General features: G+C 62.5%; 12 protein-coding genes. 5 read left to right on the forward strand and 7 right to left on the reverse strand.

The window, feature by feature from the left end:
- Positions 1-82: 82 nt before the first annotated feature.
- On the forward strand, positions 83-1,279 hold the full coding sequence (locus AC27VQ_RS11095) for a hypothetical protein (RefSeq protein ID WP_313522409.1): 1,197 nt from the start codon (positions 83-85) through the stop codon (positions 1,277-1,279).
- A gap of 77 nt (positions 1,280-1,356) precedes the next feature.
- Here the strand turns inward: AC27VQ_RS11095 and creD are convergent, their stop codons facing one another.
- The 4 genes from creD to AC27VQ_RS11115 form a co-directional block, all read right to left on the reverse strand.
- Entirely contained in the window at positions 1,357-2,790 is a 1,434-nt protein-coding gene (gene creD / locus AC27VQ_RS11100) for a cell envelope integrity protein CreD (protein WP_488716289.1), read from the reverse strand.
- A gap of 177 nt (positions 2,791-2,967) precedes the next feature.
- Entirely contained in the window at positions 2,968-4,755 is a 1,788-nt protein-coding gene (gene aspS / locus AC27VQ_RS11105; RefSeq protein WP_488716290.1) for an aspartate--tRNA ligase, read from the reverse strand.
- 173 nt (positions 4,756-4,928) lie between these two features.
- Positions 4,929-5,240 (reverse strand): hypothetical protein, encoded by a 312-nt coding sequence (locus tag AC27VQ_RS11110; RefSeq protein WP_488716291.1) that lies wholly within the window; start codon positions 5,238-5,240, stop codon positions 4,929-4,931.
- A 595-nt stretch (positions 5,241-5,835) separates the two neighbouring features.
- Entirely contained in the window at positions 5,836-6,363 is a 528-nt protein-coding gene (locus AC27VQ_RS11115; RefSeq protein ID WP_488716292.1) for a hypothetical protein, read from the reverse strand.
- 176 nt (positions 6,364-6,539) lie between these two features.
- Here AC27VQ_RS11115 and AC27VQ_RS11120 point away from each other — a divergent pair, with 176 nt between their 5' ends.
- The 3 genes from AC27VQ_RS11120 (at position 6,540) to rnd (ending at position 10,498) form a co-directional block, all read left to right on the forward strand.
- Entirely contained in the window at positions 6,540-7,781 is a 1,242-nt protein-coding gene (locus AC27VQ_RS11120; RefSeq protein ID WP_488716293.1) for an MFS transporter, read from the forward strand.
- A gap of 78 nt (positions 7,782-7,859) precedes the next feature.
- Complete coding sequence (locus AC27VQ_RS11125; RefSeq protein WP_488716419.1) at positions 7,860-9,254, forward strand: multicopper oxidase family protein; 1,395 nt, start codon at positions 7,860-7,862, stop codon at positions 9,252-9,254.
- Positions 9,255-9,352: 98 nt separating this feature from the next.
- Positions 9,353-10,498, forward strand: coding sequence for a ribonuclease D (gene rnd, locus AC27VQ_RS11130; protein WP_488716420.1), 1,146 nt, complete (start codon positions 9,353-9,355; stop codon positions 10,496-10,498).
- Between the two features lie 72 nt (positions 10,499-10,570).
- Here rnd and AC27VQ_RS11135 read toward each other — a convergent pair whose 3' ends face one another.
- Positions 10,571-11,722, reverse strand: a complete 1,152-nt coding sequence (locus AC27VQ_RS11135) for a M10 family metallopeptidase C-terminal domain-containing protein (protein ID WP_488716294.1) — start codon at positions 11,720-11,722, stop codon at positions 10,571-10,573.
- A 387-nt stretch (positions 11,723-12,109) separates the two neighbouring features.
- Here AC27VQ_RS11135 and AC27VQ_RS11140 point away from each other — a divergent pair, with 387 nt between their 5' ends.
- Positions 12,110-13,468, forward strand: a complete 1,359-nt coding sequence (locus tag AC27VQ_RS11140; protein WP_488716295.1) for an esterase-like activity of phytase family protein — start codon at positions 12,110-12,112, stop codon at positions 13,466-13,468.
- 43 nt (positions 13,469-13,511) lie between these two features.
- Here AC27VQ_RS11140 and AC27VQ_RS11145 read toward each other — a convergent pair whose 3' ends face one another.
- On the reverse strand, positions 13,512-14,105 hold the full coding sequence (locus tag AC27VQ_RS11145; protein ID WP_488716296.1) for a DUF922 domain-containing Zn-dependent protease: 594 nt from the start codon (positions 14,103-14,105) through the stop codon (positions 13,512-13,514).
- Between the two features lie 8 nt (positions 14,106-14,113).
- Positions 14,114-15,634, reverse strand: a complete 1,521-nt coding sequence (gene ppx, locus AC27VQ_RS11150; RefSeq protein ID WP_488716297.1) for an exopolyphosphatase — start codon at positions 15,632-15,634, stop codon at positions 14,114-14,116.
- Between the last annotated feature and the right edge of the window lie 6 nt (positions 15,635-15,640).

Consider the following 15,640-nt stretch of genomic DNA (forward strand, 5'->3'; position numbering starts at 1 on the left):
CCCGAATATAGTCGCCGCGCCGCCCGTCTATGAGCGGTAACGGCAAGGCAGCCGTCCAAAAATCCAGAAAGAGAGCCAATTCATGATGCGCACCTCCCATTTCCGCACCCTTCTCGCCGGCGCCGCGCTCGCCTCCCTGGCAAGCCCCGCTTTCGCGCTCGATGGCGCGGACCTGCTGGCGAAGCTGAATGCCACCTACGCCACGTCGGGCGTGACGGTCACCTCCTCGAACGTCGCCGTTGATGGCTCTACCGTCACCCTCGAAGGCGCCGAGCTGAAGCCCACAGGTGCAGCAGAACCGATCAAGCTCGGTACGGTCACCATGGAAGGCGTCGAGGAAGACGGCGACGGCGGCTACAAGATCGAGACCGTCGGCTTCGCCGACGTCAACGCGACCGAAGCGGACTCGACCGTTTCGGTCAAGGACATCGCGATCAGCGGCGTCACCATTCCCGGCACCGTGAAGCCCGGTACGCTCGAATCGCTTTTGATGTACGAATCGGCTTCCACCGGCCCGATCAACGTTTCCAACAAGGGCAAGGAAGTCTTCTCCATGTCCGGCATGGAAGCCAATGTCACGCGCATGGACGGCGATGCCGGCCTCGAATTCGACGCCACCCTGTCGGACCTGAAGGCCGACCTGACGACCGTCGAAGACCCCAAGGCCAAGGACACGCTCGCCAAGCTCGGCATGACCTCGCTCGACGGCAAGGTCTCCATGTCCGGCAGCTGGGAACTGGCCAGCGGCAAGCTCGCCGTCGACGAATACACCTTCGACTTCAAGGATGTCGGCAGCCTCAGCCTGTCGCTGGAATTCTCCGGCTACACGCTCGATTTCCTGAAGGGCATTCAGGAGGCCATCAAGGCATCCGAATCCAACCCGAACAAGGAAGAAGCCAACGCGGCACTTGGCATGTCCATGATGGGCCTCGTGCAGCAGCTGACCTTCAACAGCGCCTCGATCTCCTTCGAAGACGCCTCGATCACCAAGAAGCTGCTCGACTATGCCGGCAGCGAACAGGGTGTTACGGGCGAGCAGATGGCGCAGTCGCTAAAGGGCCTGATCCCGGTCATGATCGCGCAGCTCAACATGCCTGACCTGCAGAACCAGATCTCGGCCGCCGCCAACACCTTCCTCGACGATCCGAAGAACCTGACGATCAGCGCCGAGCCGAAGGAGCCGGTGCCGTTCCCGATGATCATGGGTGCCGCCATGGGCGCACCGCAGACCATCCCGCAGGTTCTCGGCGTTACCGTCACGGCCAACGAAGAGATGTAATCCATCCTTTCGGCCACGCGCTGAAAAGAGAAAGCCCGGAGCGATGCTCCGGGCTTTTTGCGTTCGGGGTCGCCGCCTCAGCGGATGGGTATGGCCTGTGGCGCCGACCACTCCACGCGGCGCGTCGCATACATGGTGGCGGCAATGGTGACGAAGGAGATCAGCGCGCCGGCGAGCAGCGCATATTCATCCTCGCGCAGCACCAGATACATGACGCCATAGGCCGAGATGAGCACGGCGCCGAGCGACAGGCCGTTTTTTCGGCTGCCGGTGGCACTGCCGAGATAGGCAGCGATCAGCAGGGTCGTCGCAAGTGCTGCCACGATGTAGGCGATGGTGAAGCCGGTATGTTCGGCAAGCGCCAGGAGCAGTACGTAGAAGACGATCAGCGCAAGCCCCGTCAGCACATACTGAATCCAGTGCACCATGCGCGCGCCTTTCAACTCCACGACGAAGACGGCGAGGAAGACGAGCGAAATGAAGCCGATCGAGTATTTCAGCGTACGGGAGATCACCTGATAGAATTGCACGGGCTCCACGAGGTTAATGCTCATCATGCTGCCCGACAGCGGCAGCGTCGGGCCGGAGGCGACGCGGTCGATGCCGCGGGCGAGATAGGGGATCGTCCACTTGGCGGAGAAATCCTTGGCCGTGATGGTCTTCTCTTCCGGCAGGAAGAGCCCTTCGAAGCCGGGATGCGGCCAGTTGGCCCTGGCGGCGAAACTCGTCGTCTGGCCGGCCGGCGCCACGGCGAAGCTGCGCGAGCCGTTGAGCGACAACGCGATCTCGAAGGCAAAGCCACTGTCGATCAGCGCACGCTCGATTGGCCGGTGGACGCCAGCGCTCGATTGCGGTGTGGCATAGCCATCGGCCCCGGCCACGCTCATCGCGGAAATCTGTCGCATGCCGGGATCGAAGGGCCTGACGGCACCGTTGTCGATCTTCACGCCCGCATCGGAGCGAATGCCGGTGATGTCGTTGATGTTGAGCACGAGGATGGCGCGGTCGAGCTGCGGCGTGCCGGAAAATTGCGCGAGGTCCTGCAGGATGTTGCTTCCGAAGCGGCCCTTCAGCATCAGCGCGCCGTTATAGACCGGCAGCGTGTAGATCGAGAGTTTTCGCTCCTCCGCCTTGAGATCGGCCGTCACGTCCAGCACTTCCGGCATGACGAGCGCCCATTCGGTCGTCTGCTCGACCACGGTTCGGCCATCCACCTCGCGGCTGCGCTGCACCTCGAAGGGCACGGCGATATAGGGGCCGTTGATCGCCTGATCACCGCCCCAGCCGTTGGCGATGCGGCGCGAGACATCCGCCGCCCGTTGAGCACGCTCTTCCGTGAGCCCCCAGACGAGCAGCAGCGGCACCAGCAGCGCCACGGAGATGACGCCGATCATGATGAACTTGACGCCGGGCGAGCGCAAAAAAGTCGTCAGGTTGCCGCGCGGTTCGGGATAGGGAGAAGGCCGGGAGGATACCGCAGGCGCAGGATCGTCGGCTTGCATATCGGTCATGGAAAGTCCCTCCAGTCGTGAATCGCCTCTTGCGGGCGTCTGTTCACGCTAGGGGTGCATTTGGACCGATTATGCGCGGAATTGGGCTCGACTGGCGGCGAATTCGCGGCATTGTGGCGTCCAAACGGAAAGGGCCGGCGTTACCGCCGGCCCTTTCTGCAAGTCCTTTCGAAGGTCTTAGTCCTTCTTGGACGGAACGACGCGCAGCGCCAGTTCGCGAAGCTGCGTCGGCGTTGCCGGCGACGGGGCGTTCATCAGCAGATCCTGCGCCTGCTGGTTCATCGGGAACAGCGAAATTTCGCGCAGGTTCTTCGCACCGACGAGCAGCATGACGACACGGTCGATACCGAAGGCGCAGCCGCCGTGCGGCGGAGCGCCGTACTGAAACGCGCGGTAGAGGCCGCCGAAGCGCTCTTCCACATCCTGCTGGCTGAGGCCGACCTTTTCGAAGGCCTTGACCATCAGCTCCGGCGACTGGTTACGGATCGAGCCCGAGGCGATTTCGAAGCCGTTGCACACCGCGTCGTACTGGTAGGCCTTCAGCTCCAGCGGATCCTTGCTGTCGAAGGCTTCGAGGCCGCCCTGCGGCATGGAGAACGGGTTATGCGCGAAGTCGATCTTCTTTTCTTCCTCGTTGTATTCGTAGAACGGGAAGTCGACGATCCAGCACATTTCGAAGCGGTCGCGATCGACGAGGTTCAGTTCCTCGCCGGCGCGGGTGCGGGCTTCACCGGCAAACTTGTAGAACTTGGCCGGGTCGCCGGCGACGAAGAAGCAGGCGTCGCCGTCTTCAAGGCCGAGCTGCTGGCGAACGGCTTCCGTGCGCTCTTCGCCGATGTTCTTGGCAAGCGGGCCTGCGCCCTCGAGCTTGTCGCCTTCCTTGCGCCAGAAGATGTAGCCGAGGCCGGGCTGGCCGGTCGATTGCGCCCAGGCATTCATGCGGTCGCAGAACGCGCGGCTGCCGCCGGTCTTGGCCGGGATCGCCCAGACCTGAACCTTCGGGTTCGACGCGATCATGTTCGCGAAGACCTTGAAGCCCGAACCGGCGAAATGGTCGGTCACGGCCTGCATGACTATCGGGTTGCGCAGGTCCGGCTTGTCGGAGCCATACTTGCGGATCGCCTCGTCATAGGGAATGCGCGGCCACTGCTTGGTGACGGGCTTGCCTTCGGCGAATTCCTCGAAAACAGCCGTCATCATCGGCTCCATCGTTTCCCACACGTCTTCCTGGGTGACGAAGCTCATCTCGACGTCGAGCTGGTAGAACTCCCCCGGCAGGCGGTCGGCGCGCGGGTCTTCGTCGCGGAAGCACGGCGCGATCTGGAAGTAGCGGTCGAAACCGGCGACCATCAGCAGCTGCTTGTACTGCTGCGGGGCCTGCGGCAGCGCGAAGAACTTGCCTTCATGAATGCGCGACGGCACGAGGAAGTCGCGGGCGCCTTCCGGCGAGGAGGCCGTCAGGATCGGCGTGGTGTATTCGGCAAAGCCCGCCTCGCCCATGCCCTTGCGCATGGAGGAGATGATCTGCGTGCGGCGCACGATGTTCTTGTGCAGCGTCTCGCGGCGCAGGTCGATGAAGCGGTACTTCAGGCGTACGTCTTCCGGATATTCCGGCTCGCCGAACACCGGCAGCGGCAGCTCCTTGGCGGCGGAGAGCACTTCGATCTCCTGGGCGTAGAGCTCGATCTCGCCGGTCGGCATGCCCTTGTTGACGGTGTCTTCCGTGCGCGCCTTGACGAGACCGTCGATGCGGATGACCCATTCGCCACGCACCGTCTCGGCCTTCTTGAAGGCCGGGCTGTCCGGATCGGCGACGACCTGGGTGATGCCGTAATGGTCGCGCAGGTCGATGAAGAGCACGCCGCCATGGTCGCGGACGCGGTGAACCCAGCCCGAAAGACGAACGGTCTGGCCGACATCGGCCTTGCGGAGGGCGGCGCAGGTGTGGCTGCGATAACGGTGCATCGTTGTATCCTGAAATGCGTGAGGGACACGCGGGAAGAATCCGGCGCGTTTACCCAGGAAAAATCGGGCGGAAAAGCGCATGATGACGCCCGTTTGTCAAGGCTTGGCGGGTTTTGAAGACAGCGAGCCGCCGATCTTGCCCCCCTCGCCTCCTGCTATTGTCCGCCGGGTGTTCACCGCAGACGCGCCGGATGCAGTTTGTAATCGGGGTTTCTGCCGAGAAGCGCCAGCAGGATACGGGATTGTTCCTCGAAAACGGCGACGAGTTCGGCATCCGTGCCGATGATGCATGGCGGGACATGCGAAAATCCGCCTTGAGCGCGCGAAGGCTTACCCGTGTTTTCGGCCAAGGGGCCGCAACATCCATTGCGCCGGCAGGCCCGCCGGCGGCAGGTCGTCAGGTCGCGAAGTATCGTCGCCGTCTGCCGCATCGCGCGTTCGGCAAGCATATCGGCCTGAACAGGACCGGAGGGGATGGCGTCCATGTGCATTCTCCTTTCGCCTGCACGGAGAACCACGCAATGCCCGTGGCATCCGTGGAGTGGCGCAGTTTCGTCCCGGCGAACCGGGTTCGGACGGGGCGCCGCAAGGTGCCTCGTTGAAAAGTGTATGTGACGCCTTCCGGCGCCCCGTTCGGTGTCTTTTCGCGGCAACTGCGGTTTCTCTACGCGAACCGGCGCCTTTTCCAGGGCCATTGCGCGCCGGCCGGAGCCGGGCAATGCGAAAGGCCTGACGCACGCGGCATTCGCGCCGCCGCATCCGGCCATCGCCGGTCATATCCTCTGTGCCGCACAGGCACGCCACGGGGTATCACGACAGGTGAGCCCGTGAGGGAAACCATTTTCTGCCGCGCCTCGAAACCCGGCGTGCGTAACCGCCGAAACCCCAAGGCACCGACCCCGCCTCGCCGGCAACGCGCTCCGGTGTATCCGCGACGGGACGGGAGGATTATGGGCACGGGTTTTGGGGATGGGGAAAACGGGGAAGAGATTTTTCTGGAGAATGCGGATGGTGGCGCACTGCCAGCAATGTCCGGGAGCATGATCGTCCACTGGAAGCGCTCGCATGAAATTTCGACGTTTACCCTGCATAGACGAAATATGCGCGTCTCTTGCTCGGTACAAGTATGGCAAAGCCAATCTGGCCATACGCGAAAAAGGCATCGCTGCCTGAAATCGCCGCATTGATCTCGGCTTCGATCGTCGGGCTGATATTGATGTCGAAACCATATTGTCCGAGATAGGTCCGAATCTCGGGATTTCCAGCCTTGGCCCATTTGCGACCGTCTTGAATTGGAGTCCGCTTCCACCTGTAAAAGCGCCCACGCCAGTCCCCGCCGTCCCGTCGCGCGCAATCCAACCCCTCCAGGTATCCAAGGCCACGCAACTCCAGCGCTTTCGATACATCTTCTGGCAATTCATAAGCAATTACACCGGTTTCGTTGTCACCCGGCAAACCGACGCCCCAAGCTTTCTCTTCTGCATACAAAACCTTCTCTATGTTCATTCCGCATGGCGCGCGAACGAGTCGGTGATCAGGCGTGAACAATTTGCATCCAGCATAGGGGAGGGCAATCGCGAGAACGAGAAACAGTGACCATCTGCGCATGCCGCCCCCATCTAATCAGTCTTATCAGGGCATAGATCGAAAGGGGCATATTGTCGATTGCTCGCAACAGCGTAACCGACGCGAGCTACAGCCTCTGCAAAATCAGACAGGCATGCTGCCCTGCATTATTCTCGTAGCCCTCTCCCATTCGCCAAAACCTCCGCCATAGTGGCCGCATGTCCACGATTCGCCCTCTGATTCCCCTCCTCCTCACCGCAGGCATTCTCATCGGCGGCAACGGCCTTCAGGGCACGTTCATTGCGCTGCGCGCCTCCCAGGAGGGGTTTTCGACCGCGACGATCGGTTTTGTCGGGGCGGGCTACAGCATCGGTTTTGCCATCGGCTGCATCTATGTGACGCGTGTGCTGCGCGCGATCGGGCATATCAGGACATTCTCGGCCATGGCCGCCATCGCCTCGGCGTCCGCCATTGCCATGGTACTTTTGATCGATCCGCTCATGTGGTTCATCATGCGCATCGTCGCCGGCATCTGTTTTGCCAGCCTCTTCGCGACCGTCGAAAGCTGGCTCAACGCCTCCGTCACCAATGCCAACCGCGCGCGCACGCTGTCGATCTACCGCCTCGTCGATCTCGGCTCGGTGACGGCAGCGCAATATCTCATTCCCGGCATCGGCATCGGCGGCTTCGAGCTTTTCGCCATCGTCGCCATGGCCTTGTCGCTGTCGCTGGTGCCGATCTCGCTTGCCGACCGTTCCAGCCCGACCGTGCCGGAAGCGATCCGCTTCGACGTCAAAAAGCTCTGGAACATCTCGCCGCTCGCCACCGTCGGCTGCATCGTCGTGGGGCTGACCAATGCAGCCTTCCGCAATCTCGGGCCGATCTACGCGCATGATATCGGGCTGTCGGTGACGGCGATCGCCAGCTTCATGAGTGCGGGCATCGTCGGCGGCGTGGTGCTGCAATATCCGCTCGGCATCTATTCCGACCGGCTCGACCGGCGCCTGATCATCCTCGTCGCCACGCTCGGCTCGGCGCTTGCCGCGCTCTATCTGGCCTTCTTCGCCGGCGGCGACGAGTGGCGCAATTTCGTCGGCATCTTCATCTTCGGCGCCTTCGCCATGCCGCTCTATTCGCTCTGCTCGGCCCATGCCAACGACCATGCGGGCGAAGGCGAGCATGCGCTGGTTTCGGCCGGCATGCTGTTCTTCTGGTCCTGCGGCGCGATCATCGGCCCGCTCTTCGCCTCGGTACTGCTGCAGGTCTTCGGCCCGCAGGCGCTGTTCCTCTATACGGCCGTCATCCTCCTCGCCTTCATGGGCTACACGGCGCTGCGCATAAGCGCGCGCCCGGCTGTACCCGCCGGCGCGCGGCGCAGCCGTTTCCGCAACCTGCTGCGCACCTCGTTCTTCTTCAACAAGCTCGCCGCCTCGGAAAAGGACCGCAACGGCCGCCCGTGAACCTGCGGCAATCTGGTTGCATCAGGCGCATTGCTGAGCCCTGCCCTCAGGTTTAGAAGCGGGTGACGCACCGGAGGGATTGCCATGCTGACACGTCGCACGCTGATGAAGGGCGCTCTTGTTGCCGGAGCCTATGCCGGTGGCGTCAGCCTCGCAGGCCGTTTCGGCGGTTTTTCGGCCCAGGCGCAGCCGAAGACGACGCTGGTGGCGCGCAACTCCGAAGCCCTGCTCACGGACAAAGGCCCGACCAGGGGCATCATGACCTATGGTGACGGCGAAATACCGCCGGTGCTGCGCATGCAGCGCGGCAAACCCTTTGCGCTCAAGCTCGACAACAGGCTCACCGAGCCGACCACGATCCATTGGCACGGCTTGCGCATCGACAACAGGATGGACGGCGTGCCCTTCCTGACGCAGCCCTATATCTACGGCGGCGACGGCTTCGACTATGCCTTCACCCCGCCCGACGCCGGCACCTTCTGGTATCACCCGCACTGCAACACGCTGGAACAGATGGGCCGCGGTCTCAACGGGCTCATCGTGGTGGAGGATCCCGCCGATCCCGTGTTCGATGCCGAGATCGTGCTGAACCTGCGCGACTGGCGGCTTGGCGGCGACGGGCAGTTCATCGCCCAGTTCAAGCCGCGCGACGCCGCGCGTGCCGGCACCTTCGGCACGGTGCGCACCGCCAACTGGCGGCAATCGCCGCGATATGACGCGCCGGCGGGCGGCCTCGTACGCCTGCGGATCGCCTCGACGGACGTCACCCGCATCCTGGCGCTCAACATGGAAGGAGCACAGGCAGAGGTCATCGCCGTCGACGGCAACCCGGCTGCCGAACGCTTCGCGCTCGATCACCTGATGATCGGCCCCGGCCAGCGGCTCGACCTCGTGCTGCGCATGCCCGACAAGGAAGGCACTGTGGCCGCCCTCATGGACCTGCGCGGCACCAAGCCGGCGAAGCTTGCCAGCTTCCGCGCCGTCGGCACCTCGCTGAAGCGCGATATCCGCGATCTGCCGGCACTGGCCGCCAATCGGCTTTCAGAGCCCGACTTATCTGCGGCCACCGAACTCCCCTTCATCCTCAGCGCCTCCGCCGAGGAGCGGCCGAAGGACGGGATCTGCGGTTCGCTCGGCTATAATTTCTGGGCGATCAACCGCGTGCCGTGGGCCGACGATACGGGTGACCCGACCGCGCCGCTTGCCGAGATGAAGGCAGGCAAGACCTATATCTTCAATGTCGAGAACCCGACGCCGCAGGTTCACCCACTCCACCTGCACGGCCTCGCCTTTCGGCCGATGAATTCGAACAAGCAGTCGATCCGCCCGCATTTTTCCGACACCTACCTCATCCTGCCGGACGAGAAGGTGCAGCTGGCGCTGGTGGCCGACAATCCGGGCGACTGGGTGTTCCATTGCCACATCATCGAGCACCAGAAGACCGGCATGACGAGCTATGTGCGGGTAACCTGAGGTTTCCGACGGACAAGTTTTCGATTGTGGCAAAACCGTGGACCGTCTAGAGATGCCCGATCCAAGAACAAGAAAGTCCGCCCGAGCCCGTTATGCAGATCATCGAGACCACCGCAGCCCTTCGCGACGCCTGTGAGACGCTCGCCCGTTCCGACTATCTGACCATCGACACGGAGTTCCTGCGGGAAACGACCTTCTGGCCGGAACTCTGCCTGATCCAGCTCGCCGGCCCCGAGATCGAAGTCATCGTCGATCCGCTCGCCAAGGGGCTCGATCTTGCGCCCTTCTTCGAACTGATGGCCAACAGCGCGGTGCTCAAGGTGTTCCACGCTGCGCGACAGGACATCGAAATCATCTTCAATCGCGGCAATCTTATTCCGCATCCGATCTTCGACACGCAGGTCGCGGCCATGGTTTGCGGCTTCGGCGACAGCGTCTCCTATGACCAGCTCGTGCAGAAGATCAAAGGCGAGCATATCGACAAGTCCTCGCGCTTCACCGACTGGAGCCGCCGCCCGCTCACCGACAAGCAGCTCGAATATGCGCTGGCCGACGTCACGCATCTTCGCGATGTCTATCTCGCACTGAAGGAGAAGCTCGACGAGGCCGGCCGCTCGCTGTGGCTGACCGAGGAAATGGCAGTGCTGGAATCGCGCGAGACCTATGACCTGCATCCCGACGATGCCTGGAAGCGGCTCAAGATGCGCGTCAAGAAGCCAATCGAGCTTGCCGTGCTGCAGAAGGTCGCCGCTTGGCGCGAGCGGGAGGCTCGTGGCCGCAACGTACCGCGCTCGCGCATCCTGAAGGACGACACGATCTACGAAATCGCCCAGCAGCAGCCGGCCGACGCCGAGGCACTGGCGCGCCTGCGCACCATCCCCAAGGGCTGGGAACGTTCGCAGTCCGGCACGGCGCTGCTCGAGGCCGTCGGCGAGGCGCTGGCGATCCCGAAGACCGATCTGCCCCGCCTGCCCCGCCAGAACCACGTTCCGGAAGGTGCCGCATCGGCCAGCGAAATGCTGAAAGTGCTGCTCAAGATCGTCTCGGAAAAAGAAGGCGTCGCCGCCAAGATCATCGCCAATTCCGACGATCTCGAAAAGATCGCCATCGAAGGCGAGGCCGCCGAGGTCGCCGCCCTTAAAGGCTGGCGCCGCGACCTCTTCGGCGAAACCGCCCTCAACCTCATCGGCGGCAAGGTGGCATTGCGCTTCGTCGACAAGAAGATCGAGGCGGTTGAGATCTGATCCCGCAATCCTTGCATCGAAAACAAAAAGGGCGGCCTCGGGCCGCCCTTTGTCTTTCCAGCGAAGGTCAGCTTAGAGGATAAAATCCGTGCTCTTCAGCGTGATCAGCGCATCGATGCTGAGAGTGAAGTCGGCGGTGCCATCGCCATTGACGTCGCCCTGAACAAACGTGTCGCCGCTCTTCTGGAAATAGCGCAGTTCGCCGGCCACATCGTGGAAGGCTGCCGTACCGATGAACTTGAAAGCCGCGCTTCCCGCAGCGGAGCCATTGGCGTCGATTGCCGACAGGCCGATCTTGTCGCTTCCCTGCGTGAAGTCGAGAATCTTGTCGCCCCTGGCGGCCGCGACCGTCTCGAAGACAAACGTATCGCCACCGCCGCCGCCCTTGAGGACGTTGACATCAGCGCTGGCGATGATCGTATCCTTACCGGAACCGCCGATGACGTTTTCGAAATTACGGATGTGGAAATTGCCCGCTCCGGTCTTCACCGTGGACTGGCCATCCAGATCGATCGTCAGCGCGCTGGTAAAAGCGGAGAAATTGACGGTATCGATATCCTTGTCCGTCGTCTCCGTTATGCCTTCGCCGCCGTCGACGGTGACGTTCTGGCCCTTGTCGGTCAGCGCTGCGAACTTGATCGTGTCGGCATCGCGCCCGAGCGATATGTAATCGGCACCGCCGGCGCCGAGCGTGACCTTGTCATTGCCGCGCCCCATATAGACGGCTCCAACCCAGGCATTGCCGCTGGTCGTGAGCGTGTCGGCGTCGCGGCCGAGATCCATGTTGCCGACTTCGCCGTCTCCGGTCACGGAAACGGAATCGTTACCTCGGCCCAGGCCGATGTAGCCCACCCAATAACCGACCGTCACCTTCTCGATGCTGCCGCCGCCGACGATCGTTCCCACATCGGCATTCTTCAGGGTGATGGTGTTCGTTCCCTCGGTATAGACGGTGATGGAATCCATCGATATGCGGTTGTCGTCGGTCGTTCCATTTGACAAGTCGGTGATAGTGACGCTGGCATCCCCACTGAAGCGCAACAGCCCGGTGTGCCAGCTGTTACCGGTAAGCTTCAGCGTCACCGTGCGCGGCGACGCGGCATCAGGCGCCCAAAGATCCAGGTTGTTGAGCCAGCGGTCGAACCATTCGAAAGTATCGCCGCCGATACCGAACGTGGTGGATCCATTGAGTGTCACGCTTACATTGGAATTGACAGTGGTCATGTCATTGTCTCCCGCTCATCGGCCCATAGCCGCCTGAAGGCTTGGGCGTTGTTCTTGAGGTCGATCCCCGATCGCCGTGAAAAAAGGATGTCCGCAGGGGACGCCGTCAGGCGTAACGGAGCGGAACATCTTTCCTTCAATTTACCTGAAATTAACGCAAACTCCACCGGCAATTGAAGAAGACATTCCTGAAACAGGAAATACAAATGTGGATTTTTCTGGGGATATACAGGCTGTCGACGCCGCGAAGGTCCATCCGGAGGCCGATTGCCTCCAAATGCATCGCCACAAGTTCTTGTTTCGTCACGAAAACGACAAGCAACTGTCAAGCGGCAGTCATCCGCAGCCCCTATCAAACGGCCTCGCTTTTAGAACCCCGAGGACGATATGACCAAACATCTTTTCACCACCGCCGCCCTTTCGCTTCTGATGATGACCGCAGCCTTCGCCGCGGAAAAGGAATTTCCGGCCACGCTGAAGGCCCATGCCATCCTTCCGGCCAATACGATCCTCGCGGCACCCGCCGACACCGCCGACTATCTCAAGACCTCGGGCAAGTTCTCGACGGCCGACCGCAGGCGAGTCGATGCGCTCGGTACCGTCATGGGCAAGGACGGCGTGCGCGAGACCGGTCTTTCGCTGCCCTTCGACGGCCAGCCGATGCAGGGTTTTTCCGGCATCAAGGCCATGGACGACGGCTCGTTCTGGACGCTGTCCGACAACGGTTTCGGCAACAAGCTGAATTCCACCGATGCGATGCTGATGATCCACAATGTGCGTTTCGACTGGGACAAGGGCACGATGGAACCCGTCAAGACCGTGTTTCTCTCCGACCCGAACAAGAAGGCGCCTTTCCCGATCGTCATGGAAGGTGCCGAGAAGCGCTATCTGACGGGCAGTGATTTCGACGTGGAATCCATCCAGCCGGTCGCCGATGGTTTCTGGATCGGTGAGGAATTCGGCCCCTACATCCTGAAGTTCGACCTTGAGGGCAAACTCACCGATGTCATCGCCACGGAGGTTGACGGCAAGCCGGTCACCTCGCCCGACAATGCGACGCTTACCGTACAGGCCGACCCGTCGAAGAAGATGCCGGCCTTCAACGTCAAGCGCTCCGGCGGTTACGAGGGCCTTGCGCTCTCGAAGGACGGTTCGAAGCTCTATGGTCTGCTGGAAGGCCCGATCTGGATCGACAGCGAAAGCGTCGAGCAGGCCGACGGCCGTCCGGCGCTGCGCATCATCGAGCTCGACGTCGCTTCCAAGGCCTGGACGGGTCGCAGCTGGCTCTATCCGCTCGCCGAAGGCGGCGAGGCGATCGGCGATTTCAACATGTTGGACGAAACGACCGCCTTGGTGATCGAGCGCGACAACGGCGCCGGCACGGCCGACAAGGCCTGCGCCGATCCCAAGGACCCGAAGCCGGATTGCTTTGCCACCGCCTCGAAGGTCAAGCGCATCTACAAGATCGCCATGACCGACGAGAACGCCGGCAAGGCGGTGCGCAAGATCGGCTATATCGATCTCCTGAAGATCGCCGATCCCGACAACAAGAAGCGCCAGGGCGGCGGCGACGGCTTCTACGACATGCCGTTCGTGACGATCGAAAACGTCGACCGCGTGGACGAGACGCATATCATCGTCGGCAACGACAACAACCTGCCTTTCTCGGCCGGCCGCGCGCTGGACAAGGCCGACGACAACGAATTCGTGCTGCTGGATGTCGCCGATTTCCTGAAGGCCGAGTGACCAAAGGACGGCGGCGTCTTCTGGCGCCGCCATTCCCTTCCGCTTAGCGCGGATCGACCAGTTGCAAGATTAGCTGGTGCACATTGCCGCCATCGCTGAGCTCGACCTTGTCGAAATCACGGCTGCGGGCGCGCTGGGCGTCTGAGAGTTCGCCGAGGCGGGCCTGGAGTTGCGGGCGGATCTTCTGGCAGTTCGGGTCGTTCTCGACCGTCATGCCGACGCTCATCGCCTCGATCTGCTTGACCATGTCCTTGATGAAATCGCCGTGGATTTTTTCATGCGCGGTGACGCCCGCGATGAAGGTATCCCAGCGGCTTTTCAGCGGCTCGGAGAGTTTCGATTTCAGCTTGGGCAGCGTGTAGGTGATAATCAGCTTCGGCTTGTTGACCGTGATGACGCAGGCGTCGCCCTGGCGCTCGTATTTACGCGTCCAGGTCAGCTTGAAGCCGGTATGGGCGATGACGCGGGCAACGCCCAGCTTCGGGCCGCGCTCGCCGATCGACTGATAGATTTCGAGGCCCGTGCTTCCCTGCACCGTGTAGGGCTCGACGCGCTCGGTCGCCTGCCAATCCTGCGCGGCGGCATGGCCGGAAAGGAAGAGGCTGGCGGCGAAGATCAGTCGAAGCGGGGTCCGCATGGAAAACCCTACAGGAACTTGAAGGCAAGCCGCTTGCCGGTGAGCTTGGCAAGCTGCTGCAGGCGGCCATCAAGGCGTTCGCCGGCGAGTTCGGAGAATTCCGAAGGGACGACCAATTCGAGATCGACATTCGGATCGTCCGCCTTGCGGAAGGCCAGATGCGGCACGACGCCCGGCATGGAGGCCGAGAACAGATAGACGATGCGCAGCAGGCCGCCGACGAGCTTGGCGAGCTCGCGCAGGCGCGGCGTCGCGATGCCGGCGAGCGAGCTGCTGACGGCGTCGTCGTTCAGGCCTTCGAAACGGTAGTAGTTGGCGAGCGCGATGAAGGCGCGGCCGGGATGGGTGATGCCGATGAACGTGCCGTGCGCGATGAGGTTCAGCGCCTGCAGGCCGCGGTAGTCCGGATGGGCGCGCCAGCTGATATCGGCGAGCAGGCAGGCGGCTTCGCGGTAGCGATGCTCTTCGTCAGTCTCGGTGATGCCGAAGAGCGGCATCATGCGGCCGGTCCAGGCGGCCAGTTCGCGGGCGTGCTCCGGCGAGCGGGCGCGCAGAATGGCAAGCTCGCTGGCCGCGGCCAGCAACGGATCGCGCACCTTCTCCCGGTCAGCCAGAAGCGAATAGAGATAGCCCTCACGTACGCCCTGGGCAGAAAAGAAGACCCGCGAGGGCTTCATGATGGCGATCGTCTCCTGCATGGCGACGGCGCCGAACGGCAGGAGGTTGCGGCGGCTCTTGGAAATCGCGCTGTAGGCAGAATCTTTCTGGTCCTTGGCGGTGACGATGTCCGTCAGGAAATCCATGGCATCGGAGAAGCCGAGTTCGTAGCCCTGGATCATGTGCAGCGGATAGTTCTGCATTTCCATATGCAGCGCGCCGATGGCGCGCCAGGTGCCGCCAACGGCATAGAAGGCGCGGCCGGCGCCCTTCTTCAGGAGATCGGCATTGCGCAGATATTTGCGCGCGACGATGCGGGCCTGTGCGGCCGAACCACCCGAGGCCTCGGACAGTCGGATGCCGCCGAGTGGCAGGGTGATGCCCTTGCCGACCTGCACGCCGGCAATATCGACCAGTTCCAGCGAGCCGCCGCCGAGGTCGCCGACGATGCCGTCGGTATCGGCAAAGCCGCTGACGATGCCGAGCGCGGAGAAATAGGCCTCCTCCTCGCCGGTCAGCACGCGCACCTTCTGGCCGAGGATCATTTCCGCCCGGTGGATGAAATCGGGGCCGTTTTCCGCCTCGCGCGCCGCGGCGGTCGCCAGCGCATACATGGTGGAGGTCCGCGCCTGCCAGGAGAGAGCCTTGAAACGATGCAGCGCGGCCAGCGCGCGGTCGACGCTTGCCTCGTCCATGCGACCGGTCTTGGCGAGCCCCTTGCCGAGGCCGCACATGACCTTCTCGTTGAACAGGATGGCGGGGGAACGGCTCATGCCCTCGTAGATCACGAGGCGTATAGAGTTGGAACCGATATCCACGACCGACACCGGGGCAATTCCAGGCAACCGCCCCTGCGCTTCAGACTCGACCATGCATAT

The sequence above is a fragment of the Shinella sp. 20P9.1.1 genome, assembly GCF_057798995.1.

What these genes read in the sequence shown, in the direction of transcription:
- aspS (WP_488716290.1), bottom strand. Translation starts at nt 4,755, where the DNA reads ATGCACCGTTATCGCAGCCACACCTGCGCCGCCCTCCGCAAGGCCGAT.
- creD (WP_488716289.1), bottom strand. Translation starts at nt 2,790, where the DNA reads ATGACCGATATGCAAGCCGACGATCCTGCGCCTGCGGTATCCTCCCGG.
- AC27VQ_RS11140 (WP_488716295.1), top strand. Translation starts at nt 12,110, where the DNA reads ATGACCAAACATCTTTTCACCACCGCCGCCCTTTCGCTTCTGATGATG.
- AC27VQ_RS11135 (WP_488716294.1), bottom strand. Translation starts at nt 11,722, where the DNA reads ATGACCACTGTCAATTCCAATGTAAGCGTGACACTCAATGGATCCACC.
- ppx (WP_488716297.1), bottom strand. Translation starts at nt 15,634, where the DNA reads ATGGTCGAGTCTGAAGCGCAGGGGCGGTTGCCTGGAATTGCCCCGGTG.
- AC27VQ_RS11145 (WP_488716296.1), bottom strand. Translation starts at nt 14,105, where the DNA reads ATGCGGACCCCGCTTCGACTGATCTTCGCCGCCAGCCTCTTCCTTTCC.
- AC27VQ_RS11095 (WP_313522409.1), top strand. Translation starts at nt 83, where the DNA reads ATGATGCGCACCTCCCATTTCCGCACCCTTCTCGCCGGCGCCGCGCTC.
- AC27VQ_RS11115 (WP_488716292.1), bottom strand. Translation starts at nt 6,363, where the DNA reads ATGCGCAGATGGTCACTGTTTCTCGTTCTCGCGATTGCCCTCCCCTAT.
- AC27VQ_RS11120 (WP_488716293.1), top strand. Translation starts at nt 6,540, where the DNA reads ATGTCCACGATTCGCCCTCTGATTCCCCTCCTCCTCACCGCAGGCATT.
- AC27VQ_RS11110 (WP_488716291.1), bottom strand. Translation starts at nt 5,240, where the DNA reads ATGGACGCCATCCCCTCCGGTCCTGTTCAGGCCGATATGCTTGCCGAA.